The 22,167-nt window shown below is 70.9% G+C and carries 26 protein-coding genes; 14 read left to right on the forward strand and 12 right to left on the reverse strand.

What is annotated here, in order from left to right; genetic code table 11:
- Positions 1 to 58 precede the first annotated feature (58 nt).
- Both ACIA5C_RS27045 and ACIA5C_RS27050 read left to right on the forward strand, forming a co-directional pair.
- Positions 59 to 1,321: a S1C family serine protease gene (locus ACIA5C_RS27045; RefSeq protein ID WP_396059326.1), complete on the forward strand. Its 1,263-nt coding sequence runs from the start codon at positions 59 to 61 to the stop codon at positions 1,319 to 1,321.
- A 69-nt stretch (positions 1,322 to 1,390) separates the two neighbouring features.
- Entirely contained in the window at positions 1,391 to 1,816 is a 426-nt protein-coding gene (locus ACIA5C_RS27050) for a preprotein translocase subunit TatB (RefSeq protein WP_396059328.1), read from the forward strand.
- A 185-nt stretch (positions 1,817 to 2,001) separates the two neighbouring features.
- Here the strand turns inward: ACIA5C_RS27050 and ACIA5C_RS27055 are convergent, their stop codons facing one another.
- The 3 genes from ACIA5C_RS27055 to ACIA5C_RS27065 are packed head-to-tail and all read right to left on the reverse strand — an operon-like array spanning position 2,002 to position 4,988.
- On the reverse strand, positions 2,002 to 3,153 hold the full coding sequence (locus tag ACIA5C_RS27055; protein ID WP_396059330.1) for an Mrp/NBP35 family ATP-binding protein: 1,152 nt from the start codon (positions 3,151 to 3,153) through the stop codon (positions 2,002 to 2,004).
- A 21-nt stretch (positions 3,154 to 3,174) separates the two neighbouring features.
- Entirely contained in the window at positions 3,175 to 3,708 is a 534-nt protein-coding gene (locus tag ACIA5C_RS27060; protein ID WP_396059332.1) for a DUF1003 domain-containing protein, read from the reverse strand.
- Positions 3,705 to 4,988: a magnesium transporter MgtE N-terminal domain-containing protein gene (locus tag ACIA5C_RS27065; RefSeq protein ID WP_396059334.1), complete on the reverse strand. Its 1,284-nt coding sequence runs from the start codon at positions 4,986 to 4,988 to the stop codon at positions 3,705 to 3,707. The genes ACIA5C_RS27060 and ACIA5C_RS27065 overlap by 4 nt, the downstream gene beginning before the upstream one ends.
- A 27-nt stretch (positions 4,989 to 5,015) precedes the next feature.
- Here ACIA5C_RS27065 and ACIA5C_RS27070 point away from each other — a divergent pair, with 27 nt between their 5' ends.
- On the forward strand, positions 5,016 to 5,885 hold the full coding sequence (locus ACIA5C_RS27070; protein WP_396059336.1) for a PhzF family phenazine biosynthesis protein: 870 nt from the start codon (positions 5,016 to 5,018) through the stop codon (positions 5,883 to 5,885).
- 25 nt (positions 5,886 to 5,910) lie between these two features.
- Here ACIA5C_RS27070 and ACIA5C_RS27075 read toward each other — a convergent pair whose 3' ends face one another.
- Positions 5,911 to 6,405, reverse strand: a complete 495-nt coding sequence (locus ACIA5C_RS27075; protein WP_396059338.1) for a hypothetical protein — start codon at positions 6,403 to 6,405, stop codon at positions 5,911 to 5,913.
- A 10-nt stretch (positions 6,406 to 6,415) separates the two neighbouring features.
- A complete protein-coding gene (locus tag ACIA5C_RS27080) occupies positions 6,416 to 7,126 on the reverse strand; it encodes an HAD family hydrolase (protein ID WP_396059340.1) in 711 nt (236 codons plus the stop codon).
- Between the two features lie 135 nt (positions 7,127 to 7,261).
- Here ACIA5C_RS27080 and ACIA5C_RS27085 point away from each other — a divergent pair, with 135 nt between their 5' ends.
- Both ACIA5C_RS27085 and ACIA5C_RS27090 read left to right on the forward strand, forming a co-directional pair.
- Positions 7,262 to 8,149 (forward strand): DMT family transporter, encoded by an 888-nt coding sequence (locus ACIA5C_RS27085; RefSeq protein ID WP_396059342.1) that lies wholly within the window; start codon positions 7,262 to 7,264, stop codon positions 8,147 to 8,149.
- 33 nt (positions 8,150 to 8,182) lie between these two features.
- On the forward strand, positions 8,183 to 8,779 hold the full coding sequence (locus ACIA5C_RS27090; RefSeq protein ID WP_396059344.1) for a hypothetical protein: 597 nt from the start codon (positions 8,183 to 8,185) through the stop codon (positions 8,777 to 8,779).
- On the opposite strand, the gene ACIA5C_RS27095 is transcribed toward ACIA5C_RS27090, so the two are convergent.
- The gene (locus ACIA5C_RS27095) at positions 8,776 to 9,156 is read right to left on the reverse strand and encodes a DUF4190 domain-containing protein (RefSeq protein ID WP_396059346.1); all 381 of its coding nucleotides are present in this window, start codon (positions 9,154 to 9,156) and stop codon (positions 8,776 to 8,778) included. The two genes, ACIA5C_RS27090 and ACIA5C_RS27095, sit on opposite strands and share 4 nt — an antisense overlap.
- A 619-nt stretch (positions 9,157 to 9,775) precedes the next feature.
- Between ACIA5C_RS27095 and ACIA5C_RS27100 the strand changes: the two genes are divergently transcribed.
- The gene (locus ACIA5C_RS27100) at positions 9,776 to 10,717 is read left to right on the forward strand and encodes an SDR family NAD(P)-dependent oxidoreductase (protein ID WP_396059348.1); all 942 of its coding nucleotides are present in this window, start codon (positions 9,776 to 9,778) and stop codon (positions 10,715 to 10,717) included.
- Between the two features lie 40 nt (positions 10,718 to 10,757).
- Here ACIA5C_RS27100 and ACIA5C_RS27105 read toward each other — a convergent pair whose 3' ends face one another.
- The 4 genes from ACIA5C_RS27105 to trxA form a co-directional block, all read right to left on the reverse strand.
- The gene (locus ACIA5C_RS27105) at positions 10,758 to 11,711 is read right to left on the reverse strand and encodes a DUF4190 domain-containing protein (RefSeq protein ID WP_396059350.1); all 954 of its coding nucleotides are present in this window, start codon (positions 11,709 to 11,711) and stop codon (positions 10,758 to 10,760) included.
- 66 nt (positions 11,712 to 11,777) lie between these two features.
- Positions 11,778 to 12,185, reverse strand: a complete 408-nt coding sequence (locus tag ACIA5C_RS27110) for a CoA-binding protein (protein ID WP_396059352.1) — start codon at positions 12,183 to 12,185, stop codon at positions 11,778 to 11,780.
- A gap of 48 nt (positions 12,186 to 12,233) precedes the next feature.
- Positions 12,234 to 14,150: an intein-containing Rv2578c family radical SAM protein gene (locus ACIA5C_RS27115; RefSeq protein WP_396059354.1), complete on the reverse strand. Its 1,917-nt coding sequence runs from the start codon at positions 14,148 to 14,150 to the stop codon at positions 12,234 to 12,236.
- A gap of 139 nt (positions 14,151 to 14,289) precedes the next feature.
- Positions 14,290 to 14,652, reverse strand: coding sequence for a thioredoxin (trxA, locus tag ACIA5C_RS27120; protein ID WP_396059356.1), 363 nt, complete (start codon positions 14,650 to 14,652; stop codon positions 14,290 to 14,292).
- A 433-nt stretch (positions 14,653 to 15,085) separates the two neighbouring features.
- Between trxA and ACIA5C_RS27125 the strand changes: the two genes are divergently transcribed.
- From ACIA5C_RS27125 to ACIA5C_RS27155, 7 genes are all read left to right on the forward strand, one after another.
- Complete coding sequence (locus tag ACIA5C_RS27125; RefSeq protein ID WP_396059358.1) at positions 15,086 to 15,718, forward strand: TrmH family RNA methyltransferase; 633 nt, start codon at positions 15,086 to 15,088, stop codon at positions 15,716 to 15,718.
- A gap of 9 nt (positions 15,719 to 15,727) precedes the next feature.
- Positions 15,728 to 16,456: a DUF6758 family protein gene (locus ACIA5C_RS27130; RefSeq protein WP_396059360.1), complete on the forward strand. Its 729-nt coding sequence runs from the start codon at positions 15,728 to 15,730 to the stop codon at positions 16,454 to 16,456.
- A 128-nt stretch (positions 16,457 to 16,584) separates the two neighbouring features.
- Positions 16,585 to 16,743: a hypothetical protein gene (locus ACIA5C_RS27135; protein WP_364097205.1), complete on the forward strand. Its 159-nt coding sequence runs from the start codon at positions 16,585 to 16,587 to the stop codon at positions 16,741 to 16,743.
- Positions 16,744 to 16,752: 9 nt separating this feature from the next.
- Complete coding sequence (locus ACIA5C_RS27140; protein WP_396059362.1) at positions 16,753 to 17,586, forward strand: PH domain-containing protein; 834 nt, start codon at positions 16,753 to 16,755, stop codon at positions 17,584 to 17,586.
- Positions 17,587 to 17,638: 52 nt separating this feature from the next.
- Positions 17,639 to 18,499 (forward strand): PHP domain-containing protein, encoded by an 861-nt coding sequence (locus tag ACIA5C_RS27145; RefSeq protein ID WP_396059666.1) that lies wholly within the window; start codon positions 17,639 to 17,641, stop codon positions 18,497 to 18,499.
- Between the two features lie 51 nt (positions 18,500 to 18,550).
- Entirely contained in the window at positions 18,551 to 19,168 is a 618-nt protein-coding gene (locus ACIA5C_RS27150) for a MarC family protein (protein ID WP_396059364.1), read from the forward strand.
- Positions 19,169 to 19,258: 90 nt separating this feature from the next.
- Entirely contained in the window at positions 19,259 to 20,110 is an 852-nt protein-coding gene (locus ACIA5C_RS27155) for a RecB family exonuclease (RefSeq protein ID WP_396059668.1), read from the forward strand.
- Here ACIA5C_RS27155 and ACIA5C_RS27160 read toward each other — a convergent pair.
- A complete protein-coding gene (locus ACIA5C_RS27160) occupies positions 20,107 to 20,982 on the reverse strand; it encodes an oxygenase MpaB family protein (protein WP_396059366.1) in 876 nt (291 codons plus the stop codon). The genes ACIA5C_RS27155 and ACIA5C_RS27160 overlap by 4 nt on opposite strands.
- Before the next feature lie 59 nt (positions 20,983 to 21,041).
- Positions 21,042 to 21,467, reverse strand: a complete 426-nt coding sequence (locus tag ACIA5C_RS27165) for a Fur family transcriptional regulator (RefSeq protein ID WP_396059368.1) — start codon at positions 21,465 to 21,467, stop codon at positions 21,042 to 21,044.
- A 191-nt stretch (positions 21,468 to 21,658) separates the two neighbouring features.
- Between ACIA5C_RS27165 and ACIA5C_RS27170 the strand changes: the two genes are divergently transcribed.
- Positions 21,659 to 22,126 (forward strand): DUF2231 domain-containing protein, encoded by a 468-nt coding sequence (locus tag ACIA5C_RS27170; protein ID WP_396059370.1) that lies wholly within the window; start codon positions 21,659 to 21,661, stop codon positions 22,124 to 22,126.
- Positions 22,127 to 22,167: the final 41 nt, after the last annotated feature.

Here is a 22,167-nt window from a genome sequence, read left to right on the forward strand (position 1 = left end):
CGTGTCATCCTGGACGGGGAGCCGTGCTCCTGCAGGATCGCGACTGGGAGGCTGAGCTGTGACCGACGGCTGGAATGCGCGACCCGTCACGCCGCCGCCTGCCACCGGTTCACCCTCCGGGCCGTCGCCCTGGTGGTCCGATGCGCTGAGCGACCCCTGGCGCGATCCGTACGCGCCGGCCCAGGTCGTCGTCCCGGCCGCCCCGGCCAACTCGGGGCCCGCCCCCGAGCGGGTCGCCAATCCCGACGCGCCCCGCCGCGGTCTCGGCTCGGTAATGGCGATCTGCCTGGTCACCGCCCTGCTGGCGGGTGGGCTCGGCGGTGCGCTGGGCTACGTCTTCGCGGTGCGCAGCGGCGTCGGCGGGGGTGGTGGCAACGCCCTCGGGGCGACGCCGACCCAGGCCCCGGCGGCCGCCAACCGGGCGCCCGACTCGCAGGCCGGCATCGTCAAGAAGGTGCAGCCGAGCGTCGTCACGGTGCGGGTCACGGGCGCGATCGGGTCGGGCTTCGTGGCGTCGGCCAATGGTTACGTGATCACCAACGACCACGTGGTCGAAGGGGCCGACGGGGCCATCACGGTGGCGTTCGTCGACGGGTCGACCGCGCAGGCCACGCTCGTCGGCCACGACCAGGAGTCCGACATCGCCGTGATCAAGGTCGCAAAGTCCGGCCTCACCCCGGTGACGTTCGGCAACTCCGACTCGATCGCGGTCGGCGACCCGGTGTTCGCGTTCGGTTCGCCGCTCGACCTGGAAAACACCGTCACCGGGGGCATCATCAGCGCGCTCGACCGGCCGATCGAGGCGAACGACCCGGGCGGCCCCACGCGCTACTACGCGGCGATCCAGACCGACGCCGCGGTCAACCAGGGCAACTCGGGCGGCCCGCTGGCCGACGCCGCCGGCCGGGTGATCGGCATGAACTCGGTGATCCGCTCGGTCGGCGGCACCGAGACCGAGGCCGGCAACATCGGGCTGGCCTTCGCGATCCCGATCAACCAGGCCCGCCGGATGGCGAACGACATCATCGACCACGGCAAGGCCCGCCGCACGGTCATCGGCGCCGAGGTCACCACCAGCGCGACCGGCACCGGCACGGGCGGCGCCAAGCTGCGTACGGTCGAGCCGTCCGGTCCCGCCGCGGCGGCCGGCCTCAAGGGCGGCGACACGATCACCAAGCTCGACGGGCACGTCCTCAACGACGGTACCGACCTGATCGCCCTGGTCCGCAGCTATGCGCCCGGCGCGACGATCCCGCTCGAATACCGCCGGGGCTCCGACACCAAGACCACCTCGGTGACCCTGGTCGCCGACGCGAACTGACACCGCGGACTCCCGCCCGGCCGGATCCGTGCGTAGTCTTGGCGCGGGACGTTCTAGGGAGGCCCGCTCGTGTTCGAGAACCTGAACTGGTGGGAGATCGGCGCGCTGCTCCTGCTGGCGCTGCTGATCTTCGGTGAGCGCCTGCCCAAGGTGATCGGCGACGGTCTGAAGATGCTGCGAGGCCTGCGCGCGATGGCGCAGAACGCGACCACCGACCTGAGCCGCGAGCTCGGCACCGACATCCAGCTGCAGGATCTGCACCCGAAGGCGTTCATCCGCAAGCACATCCTCAGCGAGGACGACGAGGCGGCCATCCGCAAGCCGCTGCAGGGCCTCTTCGAGGACGTCAAGTCGGACCTCACCGGGGTCCGCGACGACATCGCCTCGGTGGCCGCGGCGGCCGACCCGCGCAAGTCGGCGGCGGAGTCGAGCGCGGTCGCGCCGGCCGAGGCCCCGAAGGCACTAGGCCAGCGTTTCGACCTCGACGCGACCTGATCCCGCGACGGCGGCGGATCGCCCGCGCGACGTCGGCGCACCCCCGCGACTAGCGCAGGGCCTGACGCCGCCTAGCTCAGACGCGGGCCGACCGGCACGATCAAGTGCGCGAGGACCGTACAGAAAAAATGGCGTGAGTGACGCAGAAGGCCCGGCCGAAGCCGGGCCTTTTCCGTGCCTGGAGCTCAGCTCTTGGTGGTGACCATCAGGCCGAGGGGCTTGCCGACCAGCGAGTCGCGCCGGACCGCCAGTCGGTCGGCGACCGCGGCCAGCGCCTTGGCCGCCGGAGCCTCCGGGTCGGACAGCACGATCGGCGTGCCGGAGTCGCCTGCCTCACGCACCCGGGTGTCGAGCGGCACCTGACCGAGCAGCGGCACCGAGGCGCCGACGGTCGTGGTCAGCGAGTCGGCCACCGTCTGGCCGCCGCCGGAACCGAAGACCTCCATGCGGGAGCCGTCCGGCAGCTCGAGCCACGACATGTTTTCCACCACGCCGACCAGCCGCTGGTGGGTCTGCATCGCGATCGCCCCGGCCCGCTCGGCCACCTCGGCGGCCGCCATCTGCGGGGTGGTGACGACCAGGATCTCGGCGTTCGGTAGGAGCTGGGCCAGCGAGATCGCCACGTCGCCGGTGCCCGGCGGCAGGTCGAGCAGCAGCACGTCGAGGTCGCCCCAGTAGACGTCGGCCAGGAACTGCTGCAGTGCGCGGTGCAGCATCGGACCCCGCCAGACCACCGCGGCGTTGCCGGCGGTGAACATGCCGATCGAGATCACCTTCACGCCGTGCGACTGCGGCGGCATGATCATGTCTTCCACGCGGGTGGGCCGGCCGTCGGCGCCGAGCATGCGCGGCACCGAGTGGCCGTAGATGTCGGCGTCGATCACGCCGACCGAGAGGCCCCGCTGGGCGAGCGCCGCCGCCAGGTTGACGGTCACGCTCGACTTGCCGACACCGCCTTTACCGCTGGCTACGGCGTACACCCGCGTCCGGGAGCCCGGCTGGGCGAACGGAATGACCGGTTCCGCGGCAGCCTCGCCACCGCGCAGCGTGGCCTGCAGCGCTTTGCGCTGCTCCTCGGTCATCACGCCGAAATCGATGCGCACCTCCTCGATCCCCGGGATCTTGGTGAGGGCGGCGGTGATGTCGCTGTTGAGCTTGTCGCGCAGCGGGCAACCGCTGACGGTCAGCAGGAGCTCGACGGTGACCCGGCGATCGGCGACGGTGAAGCCCTTGACCATGCCGAGGTCGGTGATCGGGCGGCGGATCTCGGGATCGTCGACGGTCGCCAGGGCGGCCTGAATCGCGTCCTCGAGCGTTGCGGCAGGTGCTGCGGACATAGCGACCATGCTACGTCGCGGTCAGGAGCGGTCATCCTCCCACTCCATACGTGCTCGCTTCTCCCGCCGCAGCGCCGCCTCGTCCAGTTCGTCGGCCAGCCGGGCCAGTTCGTTACGCAGGAAGTCGCGGGTCGCGACCTCGCCGAGAGCGATCCTCAGCGATGCGATCTCGCGGGTCAGATATTCGGTGTCGGCTTTCTGCGCGGCCGCCCGGCGGCGGTCCTCCTCGGACGCCAGACGGTCCCGGTCGGTCTGCCGGTTCTGCGCGAGCAGGATCAGCGGCGCGGCGTACGAGGCCTGCAACGACAGGACCAGCGTGAGGAACGTGAAGGTGTACGGGTCGAACTGCCACGACCGGGGCGCCAGCGTGTTCCAGGCGAACCAGGCCCCGATCACGATCGTCATCCAGACGATGAACTGGGCCGTACCCATGTAGCGGGCGATGCTTTCGGAGATCCGGCCGAACGCCTCCGGGTTGAACCGGGGCAGCCGCACCCGGCCCGTCTCGATCGGCTGGTCGAGACGGTCGGTGCGATCCCGGCGGGGCTCCGTCACTGTTCGACCTCCTCGGGATCGTTGAGGTCACGGTCGCGCCAGTCGCGCGGCAGCGAATGGTCGAGCACGTCGTCGACCGTGACCGCGCCGAGCAACCGACGGGTCGAGTCGACCACCGGCAGGGCGACCAGGTCGTACATCGCCATCCGCTTGGTCACCTCGACCAGGGGGGTCTCCGGCCGCAGCGGCTCCAGATCGTTGTCGACGATGCCGCCGAGGATCGACGCCGGTGGCTCCCGCAGCAGCCGCTGGAAGTAGACCATGCCCAAGTATTTGCCGGTCGGGGTGGCCGATGGCGCCCGGGCCACGAACACCTGCGCGGCGATCGCCGGCGACAGCTCCGGCTCCCGGATGTGGGCCAGCGCCTCGGCGACCGTCGTGTCGGGCGTGAGGATCACCGGCTCGGAGGTCATCATGCTGCCGGCCGTGCCCGGGTCGTAGCTCAGGAGCTGGCGTACCGGGGCGGCCTCTTCGGGCTCCATCAGGTCGAGCAGCACCGTCTGCTCGACCTGTGGCAGCTCGGCCAGCAGGTCGGCGGCGTCGTCCGGATCCATCCTTTCGAGCACGTCGGCCGCCCGCTCCCGCGCCAGCCCGGCGATGATCTCGACCTGATCGTGCTCGGGCAGCTCCTCGAGCACGTCGGCCAGCCGGCGGTCGCTCATCGCGGCCGCCACCTCGTTACGCCGCGCGTCCGGCAGGTCCTGCAGCGCGTTGGCCATGTCGGCCGGCCGCATCTGCTCGAGCAGCGCCAGCAGGTTGGCGGTGCCCTGGGTGTCGGTCGGCCCGACCAGGCCCCGCACCCGGCCGTATTCGGCCTGGTAGACGTGGCCGCGCCGGGCCAGCCGCCCGGTCAGCTCCCGCACCGCGACCCGGGTGACCAGCCACTCGGTGTTGCGGTTGAGCTCCATGCCGATGTCGACGACGGTGCCCGGCGTGCCCCCTTCCAGGGTCGCCGTCTCGTCCGGCATCACGGTCACCCGCCGGTCGAGCAGGTCCTCCACCACCAGCAGCTCGTTGGGCCGTTTCTCGAACCGGCGCAGGTTGAGCATGCCGGTGCCGAGCACGACCGCGTCGCTGTCCATCGAGGTGACCCGTCCGATCGGCAGGAAGATCCGCCGGCGCAGGGCCATCTCGGCGACCAGCCCGACCACCTGCGGCGGCCGGTTGGTGGTGCGCAGCCGCACCACGCTGTCGCGCACCCGGCCCACCCGGTCGCCGTTGGGGTCGAACACGCCCAACCCGGCAAGCCGAGCCAGATATACCCTCGTCCCCATGGTCACGGACCCAGCCTAGGTTAGGGTCCGGACATGTCCATCGTGGCTTACGAGATCGTGGACGTGTTCACCGATCGGCCCTTCACCGGGAACCCGCTGGCCGTGGTCTACGGCGCCGCCGATCTGGGGCATGACCAGATGCAGACGCTGGCCCGCGAGTTCAACCTCTCGGAGACGGTGTTCGTGCTCGACCCGGCCGACCCCTCGGCGACCTACCGGGCGCGCATCTTCACCGGCTCGTCGGAACTCCCGTTCGCCGGCCACCCGAGCGTGGGCGCCGCGGTGACCTCGATGCGGCGTGGCCTTTTCGGCCCGGGCGAGGTGGTCCAGGAGTGCGGCGCGGGCCTGCTGCCGATCACGGTGACCGAGGCGGGTACGGCGACGCTCACCGGCGGTCCGCCGACGCTGGGCCCGCCGCTCGATTCGGAGCCGCTCCTCGCGGCGGTCTCGCTCCGCTCGACCGACTTGGCCGATCTCGCTGCCCCACGTTCCGCCGGATGCGGCCTGAGCTGGGCGTTTCTTCCCGTACGCCGGGAAGCAGTCGCCGCCGCCCGGCTCGACACAGCCGCGGCCGCCCGGAGCGGGGCGGACGGTGTCTGCGTGTTCGGGTGGGAGGGCGACACCGCTCACGCACGGGTGTTCGTCCCCGGGGATGCCGTGTGGGAAGACGCGGCGACCGGCTCGGCCGCCCTCGGCCTGGGCGTGTGGCTGGTGGCCGCGGGCGCCCTCCCGGCGGAGGGCACCTCGTCCTACCGGATTCACCAAGGTGTCGAGATGAAGCGGCCCTCTTTGCTGGACTGCACCGTGACGGCGGCCGGCGGTGCGGCCGTGTCAGCGACGGTCACCGGCCACGTGGTACCCATCGCCAAGGGTGAGATCGCCGTCCCGCCGTTCGTCGGCTGAGCGAGGTCGTCCGGCGGTCGCTATTTCAGCGCCGGCGCACCTTGTGCAGCCGGAACGGGCGCCGCACCTCGACCCGGGCCGGCGTCTCCCGCGGCTCGGCGGCGGCCGACTCGGCCGGCAGGTCGGGCGCGGCCACCGTCGCATCGTCGACCGGGCTCAGCCGCACCACCGTGCATCCCGTCTCGACCCACCGCGTGACCACCTCGTCGGCCGACCCGTGCGCGTTCAGCCGCTTGCCCGCCAGCTGCGGCGCCGCCGCTTCCCAGTCGTCGCTGCCGGGCAGGATGCGGGCGACCGTCATCTCCGCGACCACGATCAGGCCGCCGTTGTCGCCTCGCAGCCGGACCGTCGCGCGCGAGGCACCGGGCAGGTCGGGCGCGAACTGCTCGCCCGGCCCGGTCACCACGATCAGCGCACCCTCCAGCGGCATGCACCAGAGGCCGAGCGCCGGCCCGTCACCGACCGAGACCCAGGCCAGCGCCGCCTTCTTGATCGCCTCATCGAGGACCGCAGACGTCACCCGCTCATCCTTACACGACGGTGGCTGTCTCCAAGCGGGCGTGGTCGACCAGTCCGATGACCTCGGTCAGCGAGCGGACCGTGCACCCGGCGAAGTTGGTGTCGGCGTCGAAGACCAGGTGGTTGCCGAGGTCCGAAGCGGCCAGCCGCACCGGTGTCATGCCGACCGCGGCCGCCCCGGACAGCTCGTGGCTGCCGCCGTCGCCGACGTACAGGCATTCGTCCGGCGAAACGTCCAGCGCATGGCACGCGGCCAGGTAGATGCGCGGGTCCGGCTTGCAGACACCCAGGCGTACGGAGTAGATCTTGGCGTCGAGCAGGGGGCCGACCGGGAGCGCGGGCAGGAAGGCGGGCAGCTCGTGAGTGCAGTCGCTGATCACCGCCGTACGCAGTCCCCGGCGGCGGATCGCCGAGAGTGCGCTGACCGCATCGCCTCGCAGGCGCGTGTCGGCCTTGAGGGCGCTGATCCGGGCCGGGACCCCGGCCTGCACCTGGGCCGGCCGCGGCTTGCCGCCGGCCTGCTCGATGACCCAGCGGAGGGTGGCCGCGGCGTCGCCGTACCGGCCGACCGCGCGGGCCCGGAACGTACGGTCGAGGACACCGCGTACGGCCTCCGGGTCGGCGCCGAGGGCCCGGGCGATGTCAGCGTGCTGGGGGCCGCGCTGCACCGAACGGGTCAGGGTGCCAAAAAAGTCAAAGACCACCGCACGGTATGCGGGCACGGTAAATCAGCCTCCAGGGCATTGGGGGGTTTATATCGGTCGGGGGCAACCTGCGTGACTGTAGCCACCTCGTCACTTTGCGTTCAATAGGCGTCTGTCAACTGTGGTGCACAAGGCAAGAAGCGACGGCCGGGGATGAATACGCGCTCACCGCACACCGCGACGGTGCTCGCGCTGGTGGTAGCCGTACTGGCGGTGTCCTCCTCGGCGCCGCTGATCGCCTTCGCGGCCGCCCCGGCGCTGGCCATCGCGTTCTGGCGCAACGGCCTCGCGACCGTGGCCCTCACCCCGATCAGCCTCGGCCCGCGTCGCGGTGAGCTGCGGCCGCGCCGCGCACTCCGGCTCTGCGTACTCGCCGGGCTCGCCCTGGCCGCGCACTTCGCCACCTGGATGCCGAGCGTCCAACTCGGTTCGGTCGCCACGGCCACCGCGCTCGTCGCGACCCAGCCGGTCTGGCAGGGCCTGATCGCCGCGGCACAGGGCCGGCGGCCTTCGGCGGCCGGCTGGCTGGGCATTGCGCTGGCGGTCGCGGGTACGGCGTGGGCCACCGGCGTCGACGTCAGCGTCTCCAGCCGCGCGGTGCTGTCCGACGTGCTGGCGCTGCTCGGGGCGGTCGCCGTCGCCGTCTACACCGCGCTCGGCGAACGGGCCCGCACCGAACTGAGCACCACGACCTACACCTGGATCTGCTACGGAACCTGCGCGATCGTGCTGCTCGCGGTGTGCCTGATCGGGCACGTGTCGCTGGGCGGCTACAACCGGCAGACCTGGCTCGCGATCCTGGCCATCGTGGCCGGGGCCCAACTGCTCGGGCATTCGATGTTCAACTACGCGCTCCACCGCGCCTCGGCCACGACCATCAGCGTGCTCGCCCTGCTCGAGGTGCCCGGAGCGACCCTGATCGCCTGGCTCTGGCTCGGCCAGCAGCCGCGCCTGGCTGCCCTCCCCGGCCTGGTCGTCCTGCTGCTCGGCGTGGCCGTGGTCGTGCTCGGCTCCCGCGCCGAGGTAACCCCCGCTCCTTGATCGCGTTAGTCCCTTCGGTAGAGGGGGTATGCGATGCTTCGGCTCGTTCAGTGTCTGGCGCTGGGGGCGATTCTGATGATCGGCGGCTGTGGCGAGCCCGACGACGAGGCGTTCACCCCCGGTCCGTCCGCGGGCTGGAGCACCGCGGGCTGCGAGATCGCCCGCCAGCCCGAGAGCATCACGGTCGGCGGCCTTACCATGGCGACGACGCCCGCCGCGCTCGATGCGGCTATCGCCCGCATCGACCAGGGCGGCCGCCAGGACTTCAAGGACAGCTATGCGGGGGTCGAGGTCGATCAGGACCGCGTACGCGCGGTGCTGTACCGGGTTCCCTCCGCCCGCTTCGACGACTTCATCCGCCAGGCCGCCGGCAACACCTGCATAGTCGTGCGCAACGCCCCGCACTCGGCCGCCGACCTGAGCGTCTGGCACGACCGGGTCGTGGCCGACCTGTCATTCTGGACCGCCCGGGGCATCCGCATCGTCACCATCGGCGCCCGCCACGACGGCACCGGCGTCGAGGTCGGCACCCAGGACGGCGACCGCGCCCGCCTCGAACTGCCCGCCCGCTACGGCAGCCGGGCCCCGCTGGTGATACTCGACGAGGGCCCGGTCCGGCCGTTCAGCTAGATCGTGTCGCTCGAACCATGGGCGATAAGCAGAACCAGCACCACCCCGAGCACGACCGAAACCCCGGTCAGCACCCAGCCGACGATGATCCCGGCCAGCGCCATCCCGTTGCCCTCCCGGCCGTTGCGGCGGATCCGCGACCGCGCAACGTGCCCGAGAATCGCTCCGACAATGCCCAGCAGGCCGCCGATGCCGTAGGTGCAGAGCCCGAGAACCCCGGCACACGACACCACCAGCGAGGCGATCGCGAGCCCTTCGTAAGGCTGCCGCACCTGGTAGGGAGGGTAGGGCTGCGGCACGCCGTATCCGGGCGGCACCTCCCCGTACGCGGGCGGCATCCCGAAGCCCGGCTGAGGCGGCGCTCCATAGGCGGGCATCCCGTACCCGGGTGCCCCGTACCCAGGCGGCGCCCCCCAACCTGGTCCCCCGGGTCGCGCCGGCGTTCCATAGCCGGGCGTCCCGGATGTCGGCACCGCTCCATACCCCGGTGCCCCGGATCCCGGCGCCGTTCCGTATTGCGGTGCCGTTCCGTATTGCGGTGCCGGCCCGTATCCGGTCGATGTGTCGTAGCCCGGCCCTGTCCCGCCTGGCGCCGTTCCGCCGGGCCCTGTTCCGCCCGGCCCTGTTTCGGCCGGCCCTGTCCCGCTCGGCGGCGGGAAAGGAGGATATGGCTGGCTGGGCTGCGGATCCGGTGGTGGCGGCGGCTCGTGCGGTGGGGTGGTCATCGGGCCTCCGGCCAGCGGTGTTCGGGCCGTTCATCATAGGTGGAGCAAGCCGTCCCCGACGCCCTTCAAGATCGTCCGTTCGGCTCGCTTCGCCGGGCTTCCGGCCGTCCCCAATGCCTCATCTCCCCGGCCGCCACCGTGATACAACGATCTCCCTGCGCCGCCGTCGGGCCGTTTCGCCGCCGGCCGCCGCGGGGTCGCGCCCGGGCGCCGTACGCCACGAGGGCCGCGATGTTTGCCCTGGATCGCGGGACCGGGCAGGATCTGCCGCATGGTCTTCGACGCCCGCTCCACCGGGGGCAGCCGCACCCGGCGCGACGCCACCCGACCCGCCGGCCGCCGGCCGCGTTCGACCGCGCCCGACCCGGGTGGCGAGGCAGCCGACCCGGCGATCTCCGACCCCGCGGCCCCGGACGCCGCGACCCCGGAGCCGGAGGGCGAGATCGCCCCGGTCACGCTCCGCCTCGACGGCAAGGTTGCCCTGGTCACCGGCGCGGGCAGCCCGGACGGCATCGGCTACGCGACGGCCCGCCGGCTGCGCGACCTGGGCGCCCGGGTCGCGATCGTCTCGACCACCCGGCGCATCCACGATCGGGCCGCCGAACTGGGCATCACCGGCTTCGTCGCCGACCTCACCGACGAGGCCGAGGTCGGCGCGCTGGCCGACGCCGTCTCCGACCAGCTCGGCGACGTCGAGGTGCTGGTCAACAACGCCGGTCTGGCGAGCCGGGCCTCGCCCGAGGTGCTGCGCCCGGTCGCCCAGCTGACGTACGACGAGTGGAAAGCGGAGATCGACCGCAACCTGAGCACGGCGTTCCTCTGCAGCCGGGCCTTCCAGGGCGGCATGGCCGAGCAGGGCTGGGGCCGCATCGTCAACCTGGCTGCCACCGCGGGCCCGGTCAACGCGCTGCCCACCGAGGCCGCGTACGCCGCAGCCAAGGCCGGCGTGGTCGGCCTCACCCGCGCCCTGGCGATGGAACTGGTCGCCGACGGCGTCAACGTCAACTGCGTGGCCCCCGGCACCATCTACACGGCGGCGTCGACGGTCACCGAGATCAAGCAGGGCCTGGGCACACCGATCGGCCGCCCCGGCACACCCGATGAGGTCGCCGCCGCGATCGCGTTCCTCTGCTCGCCGGCCGCCTCCTACATCACCGGCCAGATGCTGGTCGTCGACGGGGGCAACAGCGTCCGCGAGGCCGAGTTCCGCTGACCGGCTCCGGGGCGGCCGACCGGCCGCCCCGTCGGCCGGGCTACTGGTCGGGCAGGTGGGTGGCGAACAGGACCGCACTCAGCAGATAGAACGCCAGCAGCAGCACACCGAGCGCGGTGAAGATGTAGCCGATCACCAGCCCGGCCGTGGCCAGCCCGGCGCCCTCTTCCCCGGACTCCCGGACCTGCCGCCGGGCAACGTGCCCGAGCACGACCCCGACCGGCGCGCTGATGCACGTGACCAGCCCCCCGAGCGAGCACACCAAAGACGCGATCGCCAGCCCGTTCGTCCGCCCGGCCCCGTACCCATAAGCCGGCGGCGGAGCATAGGAGGGCCCGTAAGCCCCCGACGGATACCCGGTATACCCCGGCCCCGCCCCGTAGGGCCCCGCCGAACTGCCGGGAGGCGCCTGATAGGCCTCCACCGGCGGCAGGTAGCCCGGCGGCGCATAGGACTCAGGCGGCGCATACGGCGAATCGGCCCCGGCCCCCACCGGCCCACCCTGCCCAAACGGCGTCCCAGCGCCACCCTGTCCGTAAGGCTGCCCGTACGGCGCGGCGGCCCCACCCTGCTCAAACGGCGTCGTAGGCGACGACCGCCCGAACGGCGTCGTGGGCGGCGGCGTGAACGGCGTAGTCGGCGCTGGCTGCCCGAACGGCGTAGTCGGCGCTGGCTGGCCGAACGGCGTCGTGGGCGGTGAAGGGGCGAACGGCTGCGTAGGCGGAACCGCCGCGCTCGTCACCGTGGGGTCCGAGGGATGCCCGTGCGGCACCGTCGCATCCGGGTCCGCCGGGGAGGCCTGCCGCTCGGTCGGGTCCGCTCCGGCTTCTCCCGCCGCAGAATAGGCCAAGGTCGGGTCCGGCTGCCCGGACGCCGGGTGCTGCACCGTGGCGTCGGCGTCGGCCGGGGACGGCGGGTGGGGCGCCGTCGGGGCGGAGGCTGCGGCCGGCGGCTGGTGTGGATCCGGCGTGCCGTCGGGCGTGGGGTAGCTCATGGGTCCTCCAGGTTTCCCCGCGAACCGTACTAGCCCGACGCTGCGCGCGACCGGACCCCACCCAGGTCAGGTCAGCTTCGTCAGCTGGCCGATCGCGCGTTCGACGGCGAGGCAATGGTCTTCGACGTAGTCCATGCCGGCCTCGTCGGCGATGCGGCGGGCCTCGGCCGAGACGATGCCGCTCTGGAGCCAGACCGCGGGGGCCTTGATGGCGGCCGCCTGGCGGACGATGTCGACTGCGTCGTGGGCCGGGCGGAAGATGTCGACCAGATCGAACGGCTCGTCGATGTCGGCCAGGGTCTTGTACGCCTTCACCCCGAAGACTTCGTCCGCGAACGGGTTGACCGGGATGATGCGCCAGCCGTGCCGGATCATCTGGCGGGGCACCGAGTGGGCCGACTTCCCCGGGTCGCGCGAGGCTCCGACCACCGCGATCACGTTGGCCTCGGCCAGGATCTGCTGCGCACTTCTCATGTGATCGAGCGTAGTCACGATGGCCCTCGCGACGCTGAGATCCGTTGGTCACAGGAGGGTCAGCTGCTGCGCCTCCTCGGGGGGCTCGGAGGGCTCGTCGAGGGCGCGGATCTGGGTGGGCTCGGCCCGGTGGAGGCCGTGGCGGCGGGCGGCCATGCGGACCCGGGCTGTCACCTCCTGCTGGTAGGACGCCGGCGAGTAGGAGCCGTTGCCGTAGAGCTCGCGGTAGCGGGCGGCCAGTTCGGGATGGGTGCGGGTGAGCCACGACGCATACCACTCGCGGGCTCCGGGGCGCAGGTGCAGCGGGAGCGGGGTGACGCTGGTGGCGCCGGCTGCGGCGATCGCGGCGACCGTCCGGTCGATCGACTCGTCGGTGTCGGTCAGGCCGGGCAGGATCGGGGCCAGCAGGACGCCGATCTCGAAGCCGGCGTCGGTGAGGCGGCGGACCGCGTCGAGCCGGCGGCGCGGGCTCGGGGTGCCGGACTCGACCGCCCGCCACGTCTTCTCGTCGAGGAAGCCGACCGAGAATGCCAGCCCGACCCGGGTCACCTGGGCCGCCTGGACCAGCAGGTCGAGGTCGCGCAGGATCAGCGTGCCCTTGGTGAGGATCGAGAACGGGTTGGCGTGGTCGCGCAGTGCGGCCAGGATCTCGGGCATCAGGCGGTAACGCCCCTCGGCGCGCTGGTAGACGTCGACGTTGGTGCCCATCGCGATCGGGTCGCCGGACCACTTCGGAGCGGCGAGCTCGCGGCGGATCAGCTCACCCGCGTTGACCTTGACGACGATCTTGGTGTCGAAGTCGTGGCCGGCGTCGAGGTCGAGATAGGTGTGAGTGTGCCGGGCGAAGCAGTTGTGGCTGACCACCCCGTCGGCGATGAAGTCGCCGGTGCCGGTCGAGATGTCGAACAGCGGCAGGGTGAGCCCGAGGTCTTCGATGTCGGCCACGGCCAGCGGACGGCCGCCGCGTACGCCGACCCCGGACGCGTCGAGCGGCGCGTCGGTGATGCCGGTGAGGTGCCGGAAGCGGAGGGCGGCCCACAGGTCGTGCCCGATCTCGACCACACTGGAACGGGGCGGGCGGCGGCTGGGGAGCCCGAGCTGGGTGAGCGCCTCGACGATGCGGCTGAGGAAGCCGCGGTCGCCGCTGGCGAAGGTGATCGACAGCCGGTCGGACCGGCCGATGGAGCCGAACGCCCCGGCGAGGAAGCCACGGAACCAGTCGGTGGTCGGCGTTTCGGGCCAGCGCAGGGCCTCGTGCAGGGGCATGTCTTCGACGTAGCGATTCGCGCGGTTCCACGCGTCGCCGTCGTGTGCGGGCGCCTCGCCCAGGGTGGCGTCGCCACGGACGAGTCCGCAGAGGAATCCGGCCTGGTAGTCGTGGGACTCCTTGGGCGGGTCGGCGAAGCGGCCGACGCCCAGCATCACGTCGCCGATCGACAGGGCGGGCTGGTGCGGCTCGGCCGGGCTGACGTAGCGCCAGCCGCGGTCGGTGAGGAACCGGTGGTCGCCGCTGGATACCAGCCGGGTGCCGTCGGCCAGGGTGACCCGGTAGGCCGGTTTCGACGTCGACCAGTGGTCGAGGACGGTGGTCGCCACGTAGCGCCGGCAGGCACCGGCATTCATCGTGCCCATGACGGCGTCGCCGGGCCGCAGGTCGGCGAGTGGCCGGGTCGAGCCGTCGGCCATCAGGATCGGGGTGTCACCGGCCAGGCAGTAGGCACAGGCGTGTGAGCAACCGCGGTAGGGATTGATGGTCCAGCTGAAAGGCACCCGCGACTGCCCCGGGACCCGGTTGATCAGGCTCTTGGCCCGGATCTCGTAGAACGTCATGCCGGCGAAGCCGGGGGTGTCGAACGTGCGGACGGTAGCGCCGGGCAGCGCCAGCGGCAGGGGTGGAGCCGCCGGCGCTGCCCTGTCGAGGAGCGAGCCGCCGTCGGGAGGAGCCGACAGGTTGGACCATCGCATGGCGGAGATTCGAACACATGTTCTACGGCTGTGTCCAGCGACCCCGGAAAATGGGAGTGGCGTCCACGCGTACGCCCGAAAGCGCAAGCAAAAGGCCCGCGGTCCGGAAATCGGACCGCGGGCCTGCTGCCGTTGAAGGTCAGTGCGAGTGCGAGGCGAGCTGCTGCCGCACGTCGTCCATGTCGAGCTTCTCGACCTGCTCGATCAGGTTCTCCAGGGCCGACTCGGGGAGCGCGCCGGGCTGGGAGAAGACGATGACGCCATCGCGGATGGCCATGATCGTCGGGATCGAGCGGATGTCGAACTTGGCGGCCAGAGTCTGCTGGGCCTCCGTGTCGACCTTGCCGAAGGTGATCTCCTCGTGCTTCTCCGAGGAGCGCTCGTAGGTCGGGGCGAAGCGCACACAGGGCCCGCACCAGCTGGCCCAGAAGTCGACCAGGACGATTCCGTCCTTGCCGGTCACCTCGTCGAAGTTCTCAGCGGTCAACGCAACCGTCGCCATGATGTCTCCGTCCACGGGAATTTGGCTTTCGTGCGGTGAAACCCATTGTCCCCACTCGCCATTCCCGCCACGAGACCCTTCGATGCGTGGTCTGCGGCACGGTTTCGGAACTCGGTGTTGGCGCAGGGCAACTCATCGTAACGTTAAGTAGGGAGAGCGCTCTCACTTTTTCGGACCTCGCGCTTCCGGCAATCCGGCCATAACGGGCGCTGCACGTGCAAGTTGCAGGTAGGTCGAGAGCGACGGATCTTGTGGAAATAGATAACAAAGTTAAATGTGATTTGGGTCACACATGAGAGCCCTTCACATAGATACGGACGGTAAGGCAAACTCTTTCCCAACAGAGCGTGGGCGGCGGGTGCCGGGGAGGGCCCCGCCGCTCATTGCGTCCGGGGTCAGGTGGCACCGCCCGAGGTGGGTAGCGTAACCGCCCATGATTGCTGGTGAGGACGAGTCCACCGAGGTCGGCGTCGGTCCCTGGAGGGGCGACTGGCCGGTCGGCGATCATTTCGATCCCGAGCTGCTCACGAGCGGCGACCGCCGCAACGTGGTCGATCGCTACCGCTACTGGAAGCGCGAGGCGGTGGTCGCCGATCTCGACACCCGCCGGCACGACTTCCACGTCGCGATCGAGAACTGGCAGCACGACTTCAATATCGGCACCGTGGTCCGCAACGCCAACGCGTTCCTCGCCGCCGAGGTGCACATCGTCGGCCTCCGGAGGTGGAACCGGCGGGGTGCAATGGTCACTGATCGTTACCAACACGTGCGGCACCACCCGACAATCGGTGAGTTCGTCGACTGGGCCGCCGCGCACGATCTGCCGGTCATCGGCATCGACAATCTGCCCGGATCGAAGCCGATGGAGACGACCGTCCTGCCCCGGCGGTGCATTCTGCTGTTCGGTCAGGAGGGTCCCGGGCTCTCGACCGCCGCGCGGGCCGCATGCTCGCAGTTGTTCTCGATCGCGCAGTACGGCTCGACCCGGTCGATCAACGCCGGGGTCGCCAGCGGCATCGCCATGCACGCCTGGATCCGCGCGCACGCGGGACCCCCGCCCGAGTGAATCCGCGGGATGCGGCCGGGTTCTGCGGATTCGCTTGACGGGCGCCCGCCGGACCCGCACGGTAGGGATGTGGGTGTCACAGTGAGTTGCCCCAGGTGTGGTGCGCAGGTCCGGAAGCCGGATCTGATGCACACCGGCTGGCGCTGCGACAACTGCGGCGACGTCCCACCGTTCCACGTCGCCGAGCACATCAGCGGGGAGATTGTCGAGAGCGTTCTCGGCCGGCCGTCCCCCGAGCCCATCCCGCTCTGGTGCCCGTGGCCGCTGCCGTCCGGCTGGATGGTCACCGGCGTCGGGTGGGCGGGCGACGACCGGCTCGGCGTACGCGCGACCGCGCTCTCGTGCAGCGGCCCGCAGCCGCTCGGCGGCGGTCCGGCCGATGTGGTCCTGATCGCCGAGCAACCGGGCGTCGGTCTGGGCACCCGGTTCGCCGGCATTCCCGGCATCGACCCGGGATACCTGATCGCCGAGGCGTTGGCCGACCCGAGTGGACATCCGGGTCCGCATGCCAAGATCAAGGCGGCCGGTCACCCCACTCCACTGTGGTGCGTCAAGTCCCCGGAGGATCGAAGCGCTTACGTGAGTGAGGCGAAAGGAATGTGGCTCTATGCGGTAGCGTGGCCGGCAAGCGCGGGTTACTTTCTCGCCGAGCATGTCGTCCTGCACGACCTCAGCGAGGGGGTGCCGCCCGAGCTGGTGTACGGAGCGCCGTCTCCTTATCTGCATGGCAGGGCCTGATCCGCGGGCACTGACCTGCGGTACGGAATCGGCTTTTCCGCCACATTGTTCACACGGAGCGACGAAGCTGATACCGTCAGTGCTACCGGTGCTGACCGTCACCCCGCACCCACAGGAGAAGGCCCGCCATGATCAAGAAGGTTCTCACCTGGCTTGGTATCGCGTTCTTGATCTTTTTCATCGCCTTCAACCCGAACTCGGCGGCCGACGTGTTCTCGTCCCTCGGAGGCACGATCGCCGATATTGCCCGGGGCTTCGGCACGTTCTTCACCAACCTCGTCGCTTAGCATCACCACATGGGTCCTGGTGAGCCGCGCGAGCCGCACGACGAGGGTGCCCGGCGCCCTCCGGAGGACGACGACAGTTTTGTGTTCGCCGATCCGGCGCTCGACGACGACGGTGAGTTCGTCCGTCCGCGTCGCTCCGCCTATTCGGACGGTCCCGGCTTCAACCCGGACGCGGGCTTCTCGCCCGACGCCGGTTACGCCACCGAGCAGGGCGAGTACGAAGCGCCCATCTTCACCGAGGAAGAGCTCGAGGGCCTAGGACCCGAGGGCGGCACCGGCCCGCGCCGCGTGCTCCCACTCGAGGACGAGCCGACCACTCTGGTCGCCCGCTACCTCTTCCCGACCGAGCGCTACCGCGGCGAGTGGAAGCGGCACTGGATCCACCTGTCCACCCCGCTGCTGGTCGGCGCCGGCGCCACGATCGCGCTGGGCTACCTGGCCGGCTTCCTGACCCGGCAGAACATCAGCGGCCTGGTCACCGTGGCGGTGCTGATCTGGCTGGGTGTCATCGGCTGGGTCGCCTGGAAGGTCTTCGACTGGTACTTCGACCGGTTCATCCTGACCAACAAGCGAGTCATGGTGGTCAACGGCATAGTCACCCGCCGGGTCGCCATGATGCCCCTGCTGCGGGTCACCGACATGAAGTACGAGCAGTCCGCGCTCGGCCGCATGCTGAGCTACGGCACGTTCGTGCTCGAGTCGGCCGGTCAGGACCAGGCCCTGCGCGAGGTCAAGCATCTGCCCAACCCCAATGAGCTCTACCTGCGTGTGGTCGAAGAGATGTACGAGCCGCAGGCGGTCGAGGCGAGGCTGGGTAAGGACGGCGAAGGCGACGACGCCTGACCCGGTGTCCGGAATCACGGCCGAGTGGGTAGCGCGCCGCGGGTAGCGTCTTCTGGTGACCCGAATCGACCTGCACTGTCACTCCACCGCCAGCGACGGCACCTTGACCCCTGCCGAGCTGGTGTGCGCCGGAGCGGCCGCGGGTCTCGACGTCATGGCGATCACCGATCACGACACCACCGGCGGCTGGGCTCCGGCCGCCGCCGCGCGCCCGGACGGCCTCCGGCTCGTACGCGGGGCCGAGCTGTCGTGCCGGTGGCGCGGCGCGGGCATGGAGTGGCCGATCGCGCTGCACCTGCTGGCGTACCTCTTCGACCCCGGCGAGCCGCGGCTCGCCGCCGACCTGGCCCGGCTCCGTCTCGACCGCGAGCAGCGCGCGGAAAAGATCGTCGGCAAGCTGCGCGCCGACGGCGTTCCGATCACCTGGGCCGAGGTCCACGGCTACGCGGCCGGCGGCTCGGTCGGGCGGCCCCACATCGCTCAGGCCCTGATCCGGGCCGGTCTCGTGCGCACCACCAACGAGGCGTTCGCATCGCGGTGGCTCGGCGCGCGCTACTTCGTGCCGAAGGCCGACCTCGACGTCTTCGAGGCGGTGCGGGCCGTACGCGCGGCGGGCGGCGTGCCGGTCTTCGCGCATCCACGCGCGACCGTACGCGGCCGAGTGGTGCCCGACCAGCTCATCGCCGGTCTGGCCGACGCCGGCCTCTTCGGACTGGAAGCCGACCACGAGGACCATTCGCCGTCCGAACGGGAGCACGTACGCGCGCTGGCCGGCGACCTCGGGCTGGTGGTCACCGGATCCTCCGACTTCCACGGTACGCACAAGACGGTCAGGCTCGGAGAGTTCACGACCGACCCGGAAGCCTTCGAGAAGATCGTTTCAGCGGCCACCGGCGTACCCGTTCTGGGGTGACGATCGACGCACGCACCTGCGCCGGACCGCCGCGGCGCCTACCTTGTCCGGGTGAATCTCAAGTTTTTCGGCGAGGTCTACGTGACCTTGCTGGTCATCGTCGATCCGCCCGGCATGGTCCCGGTGTTCCTCGCGTTGACCGGGACCATGCCGCCCAAGGCCCGGATCAAGGCCGGCACCCAGGCGGTGCTGCTCGCGCTAGGGGTGATCGTCGGCTTCGCGGTCGCCGGGCAGACGCTGCTCGACTATCTGCACGTCAAGCTGCCGGCGCTGCAGGGCGCGGGCGGTCTGCTGCTGGTGCTCGTCGCGCTGCAGCTGCTCACCGGTAAGACCGACGGACCGGAGGAGCAGGGCGGCACCAGCAACGTCGCGCTGGTGCCGATCGGCACGCCGCTGCTCGCCGGACCGGGCGCGATCGTCGCCACCATGCTCTTCGTCCGGCGGGCCGACGGCTTCACCGACTACGTGCTCGTCGGCGTCGCGATTCTCCTGGTCATGTTCACGGTCTGGCTGGTGCTCCGCTTCTCCGGCGTGATCGTGGCGCTGCTGCGCCCGGCCGGCATCGAGGTGCTGACCCGCATCGCCGGCCTGCTTCTGGCGGCCATCGCGGTGCAGCTCATCGCCGACGCGGTGGCGGCCTTCGTGGAGCTTTACACCGCCTCGTCGTGAATTCTTGTCGGAGGGTGCTGGCAGGATTGTCGCGTGGCCTTCACCCGACCCCGCAACGCCGGCGTGCCCGAGCAGCTCGGCTTCGCCGGCATGCCCGAGCGGCTCTTCGTCTGCACCCCGAGTAAGCTGGGCACCTACATCGACTGCCCCCGGCGCTACCGCTTCTCGTACGTCGACCGCCCCACCCCGCCCAAGGGGCCGCCCTGGGCGCACAACTCGCTCGGTGCGAGCGTGCACACGGCGCTGAAAAACTGGTTCGCGCTGCCGCTCGAGCGCCGGGTGCCGGGCTCGCTGCCCACGCTGCTCAAGGCCACCTGGGTGCGTGAGGGCTACCGCGACGTCGAGCAGGAGCGGCTCGCCTACCGGCAGGCCCTGCACTGGCTCGACACCTACGTGGCCACCCTTGACCCCGACGACGAGCCACTCGGCGTCGAGCGGGTCGTCGCGACCAAGACCTCGGTGCTCGCCTTCAACGGCCGCGCCGACCGCATCGACTCGCGGCCCGGGCCCGAGGGGCCCGAAGCCGTCATCGTCGATTACAAGACCGGCCGGTCCGGCCTCGACAAGGACGATGCGCGCGGCTCGCAGGCACTTGCGCTTTATGCGTACGCGGCGGAGAAGGTGTTCCGCCGGCCGTGCCGCCGCGTCGAACTGCACCACCTGCCGACCGGCACGGTGGCCGCGCACGATCACACCGAGGAATCCCTGGTCCGGCAGGTGAGGCGGGCCGAGGAGACGGCGCAAGACATCATGACCGCGGAGAAGGCGGTCGCGGCCGGCGGCGACCCCGACGAGGCGTTCCCGGCCCAGCCGGGCGCGCTCTGCGGCTGGTGCGACTTCCGGCGGGTGTGCCCGGCGGCCGTCGACTCCCAGGCGAAGGAGCCGTGGGCCGCAGTCGAGCACCTCGGCCACAACAGCGGCGGCCCGCTCCAGACGAGCTAGGCCGCCTCGGAGGAGGCTCGGCTCGAGGCTGCTCGGTCCAGGGCGGCCTGGCGCAGGGGTGAGACGCGGTATTGGCCGGGCAGGCGGCTCAGCACGGTGTTGAGCAGCAGGCGCATGCTGCGCACGGACAGGGCCGCGGTCAGGTCGGTGGCCGGCCAGCCGAGCCCGCCGTAGAGGCGGCGGGCCCAGGGCGGGAGCAGGCCGATCGCGGTCGCCGCCACCCCGGTGTAGGCCCAGCGCGGCGGGCCGACCGTCATGCCCAGGCGTACCGCGCGGTTGTGGAAGAAGTCCGGCATCGGCGGCACGGTCAGGAACGCGGCCGTGTTGATGCCGTCGCGGGTCAGCTCGAGTTCGGGCTGCATCGACTGGTAGTAGGCCTCCACCTCGGCGACGCTCGCCGGGACGGTCGACGGGTCGAGCCCGACCAGTTCGGCGGCCCGGGTCTGCTCGGCGTAGTAGGCGTCGGCCTCCTGAAGTGTGAGGGAGACACCGGCCTGCGTGGCGGTGGTCAGGAACGATTCGATCTCGGCGACGTGGACCCAGCGGAGAAGATCAGGTTCGTCGATGCGGAACTGCTCGCCCGTACGGGAATCAACCGCCGAGAGGCGGGAATGAAGCCTGCGCAGACGGCTGCCGGCGGTTTCTGCCTCTTCGGTCGTGCCGTAGATGACCGTGCTGACGTAGGTCGCGGTGCGCATCAGGCGACCCATCGGGTCGGTGCGATAGCCGGAGTTCTGCGCGATGGCGGCGACCGCTCGCGGGTGCAGGGCCTGCAGGTAGAGGGCGCGGATGCCGCCGAGGAAAAGGATCGGTTCGGCGTGCAGTTTCCAGGTGACCGAGTCCGGTCCGAAAAAGCCCACGTCGGCGCTCATTCACCCAGCGTGCCACGCGTTCCGGCCGAAGTTGAACTTGTTCAGGTGTGACCGGGTTATCAGTCCGCGGCGCGCCGGGCCTGACACGACGGGCACAGGCCCCAGAAGGTGACCTCGGCCTCGTCGACCTCGAAACCGTGGCCGTCGTTCGGGGTCAGACAGGGACGCTCGCCGACCACGCAGTCGACGTCGGCGATCTCGCCGCAGCCCCGGCACACGATGTGATGGTGGTTGTCGCCGACGCGGGACTCGAAGCGGGCCGGGCTGCCGGCCGGTTCGATGCGCCGGGCCAGGCCGGCCCGGGACAGCGCGCCGAGGATGTCGTAGATCGCCTGGGTCGAGATCGAGTCGAGGCGGGAACGCACCCGGGTCGCGACGTCCTCGACCTCGAGATGGCCGCCCTCGGCGAGCGCTTCCAGCACGGCGAGGCGCGGGCGGGTGACCCGCAGGCCACGCTCACGCAGGAGTTCCTCACCGGCAGGCATCGGTCCATGACAACACGGTTTTCGTCAAACCCCAACTGTCTTGCGGCCCGGTAGGCGGTTCCGGGAAGAATTTCGCAAGATCAGCCAGAACGGTGAACCGGAACGGCTGGTCAGGTGTATCCGGGTCTGGACATGTTTGCAACGTCAGACAACTCTAAGCTGGCGACTCGTCCCGCAACTGAGGAGGCCTCGTGTTCGACCAGATTCACGGCCTGCCCGTGCACGCACTCGTGCTGCACGCGGCCGTAATCTTCGTCCCCCTGCTGGCCCTCGGGGCCATCGTCTATGCGGTCGTGCCCCGCTTGCGGCCCCGCATCGGCTGGGCCGTCGCCATCCTGGCGGTGATCACGCCGATCACCTGCTTCGTGACGAGGGAGTCCGGCGAGAAGCTGTACGACCGGCTGGTCGGGAGCGGTATGAAGGGCAAGCCCCTCGACGAGCTGAACCAGCACATGAACTTCGGCACCCACACCTTCTGGTGGGTGCTCGGGCTCGGCATCGTCACCCTGGTCATGCTGGCGCTGACCTGGGGATCCCGCAGGCTGCCGATGATCGCGTCGGCCGCCGGGTCGGTCGTCATGGTCGTTCTCGCGGTGATCTCGGGCTACTACGTCTATCGGACCGGCGACTCGGGCGCCACGGTGGTCTGGAACCCGTAAGGCTGACGCTCCGGCGGGCCGGTCGGCCCGCCGGCTTTCGC

This window comes from Actinoplanes sp. NPDC051343, from assembly GCF_044455125.1.
Lineage (GTDB): Bacteria > Actinomycetota > Actinomycetes > Mycobacteriales > Micromonosporaceae > Actinoplanes.

What these genes read in the sequence shown, in the direction of transcription:
- ACIA5C_RS27055 (WP_396059330.1), bottom strand. Translation starts at nt 3,153, where the DNA reads ATGTCCGCAGCACCTGCCGCAACGCTCGAGGACGCGATTCAGGCCGCC.
- ACIA5C_RS27070 (WP_396059336.1), top strand. Translation starts at nt 5,016, where the DNA reads ATGTCCATCGTGGCTTACGAGATCGTGGACGTGTTCACCGATCGGCCC.
- ACIA5C_RS27085 (WP_396059342.1), top strand. Translation starts at nt 7,262, where the DNA reads ATGAATACGCGCTCACCGCACACCGCGACGGTGCTCGCGCTGGTGGTA.
- ACIA5C_RS27090 (WP_396059344.1), top strand. Translation starts at nt 8,183, where the DNA reads ATGCTTCGGCTCGTTCAGTGTCTGGCGCTGGGGGCGATTCTGATGATC.
- ACIA5C_RS27095 (WP_396059346.1), bottom strand. Translation starts at nt 9,156, where the DNA reads ATGCCCGCCTATGGAGCGCCGCCTCAGCCGGGCTTCGGGATGCCGCCC.
- ACIA5C_RS27100 (WP_396059348.1), top strand. Translation starts at nt 9,776, where the DNA reads ATGGTCTTCGACGCCCGCTCCACCGGGGGCAGCCGCACCCGGCGCGAC.
- ACIA5C_RS27105 (WP_396059350.1), bottom strand. Translation starts at nt 11,711, where the DNA reads ATGAGCTACCCCACGCCCGACGGCACGCCGGATCCACACCAGCCGCCG.
- ACIA5C_RS27110 (WP_396059352.1), bottom strand. Translation starts at nt 12,185, where the DNA reads ATGAGAAGTGCGCAGCAGATCCTGGCCGAGGCCAACGTGATCGCGGTG.
- ACIA5C_RS27115 (WP_396059354.1), bottom strand. Translation starts at nt 14,150, where the DNA reads ATGCGATGGTCCAACCTGTCGGCTCCTCCCGACGGCGGCTCGCTCCTC.
- trxA (WP_396059356.1), bottom strand. Translation starts at nt 14,652, where the DNA reads ATGGCGACGGTTGCGTTGACCGCTGAGAACTTCGACGAGGTGACCGGC.
- ACIA5C_RS27125 (WP_396059358.1), top strand. Translation starts at nt 15,086, where the DNA reads ATGATTGCTGGTGAGGACGAGTCCACCGAGGTCGGCGTCGGTCCCTGG.
- ACIA5C_RS27130 (WP_396059360.1), top strand. Translation starts at nt 15,728, where the DNA reads ATGCGGCCGGGTTCTGCGGATTCGCTTGACGGGCGCCCGCCGGACCCG.
- ACIA5C_RS27135 (WP_364097205.1), top strand. Translation starts at nt 16,585, where the DNA reads ATGATCAAGAAGGTTCTCACCTGGCTTGGTATCGCGTTCTTGATCTTT.
- ACIA5C_RS27140 (WP_396059362.1), top strand. Translation starts at nt 16,753, where the DNA reads ATGGGTCCTGGTGAGCCGCGCGAGCCGCACGACGAGGGTGCCCGGCGC.
- ACIA5C_RS27155 (WP_396059668.1), top strand. Translation starts at nt 19,259, where the DNA reads ATGCCCGAGCGGCTCTTCGTCTGCACCCCGAGTAAGCTGGGCACCTAC.
- ACIA5C_RS27160 (WP_396059366.1), bottom strand. Translation starts at nt 20,982, where the DNA reads ATGAGCGCCGACGTGGGCTTTTTCGGACCGGACTCGGTCACCTGGAAA.
- ACIA5C_RS27165 (WP_396059368.1), bottom strand. Translation starts at nt 21,467, where the DNA reads ATGCCTGCCGGTGAGGAACTCCTGCGTGAGCGTGGCCTGCGGGTCACC.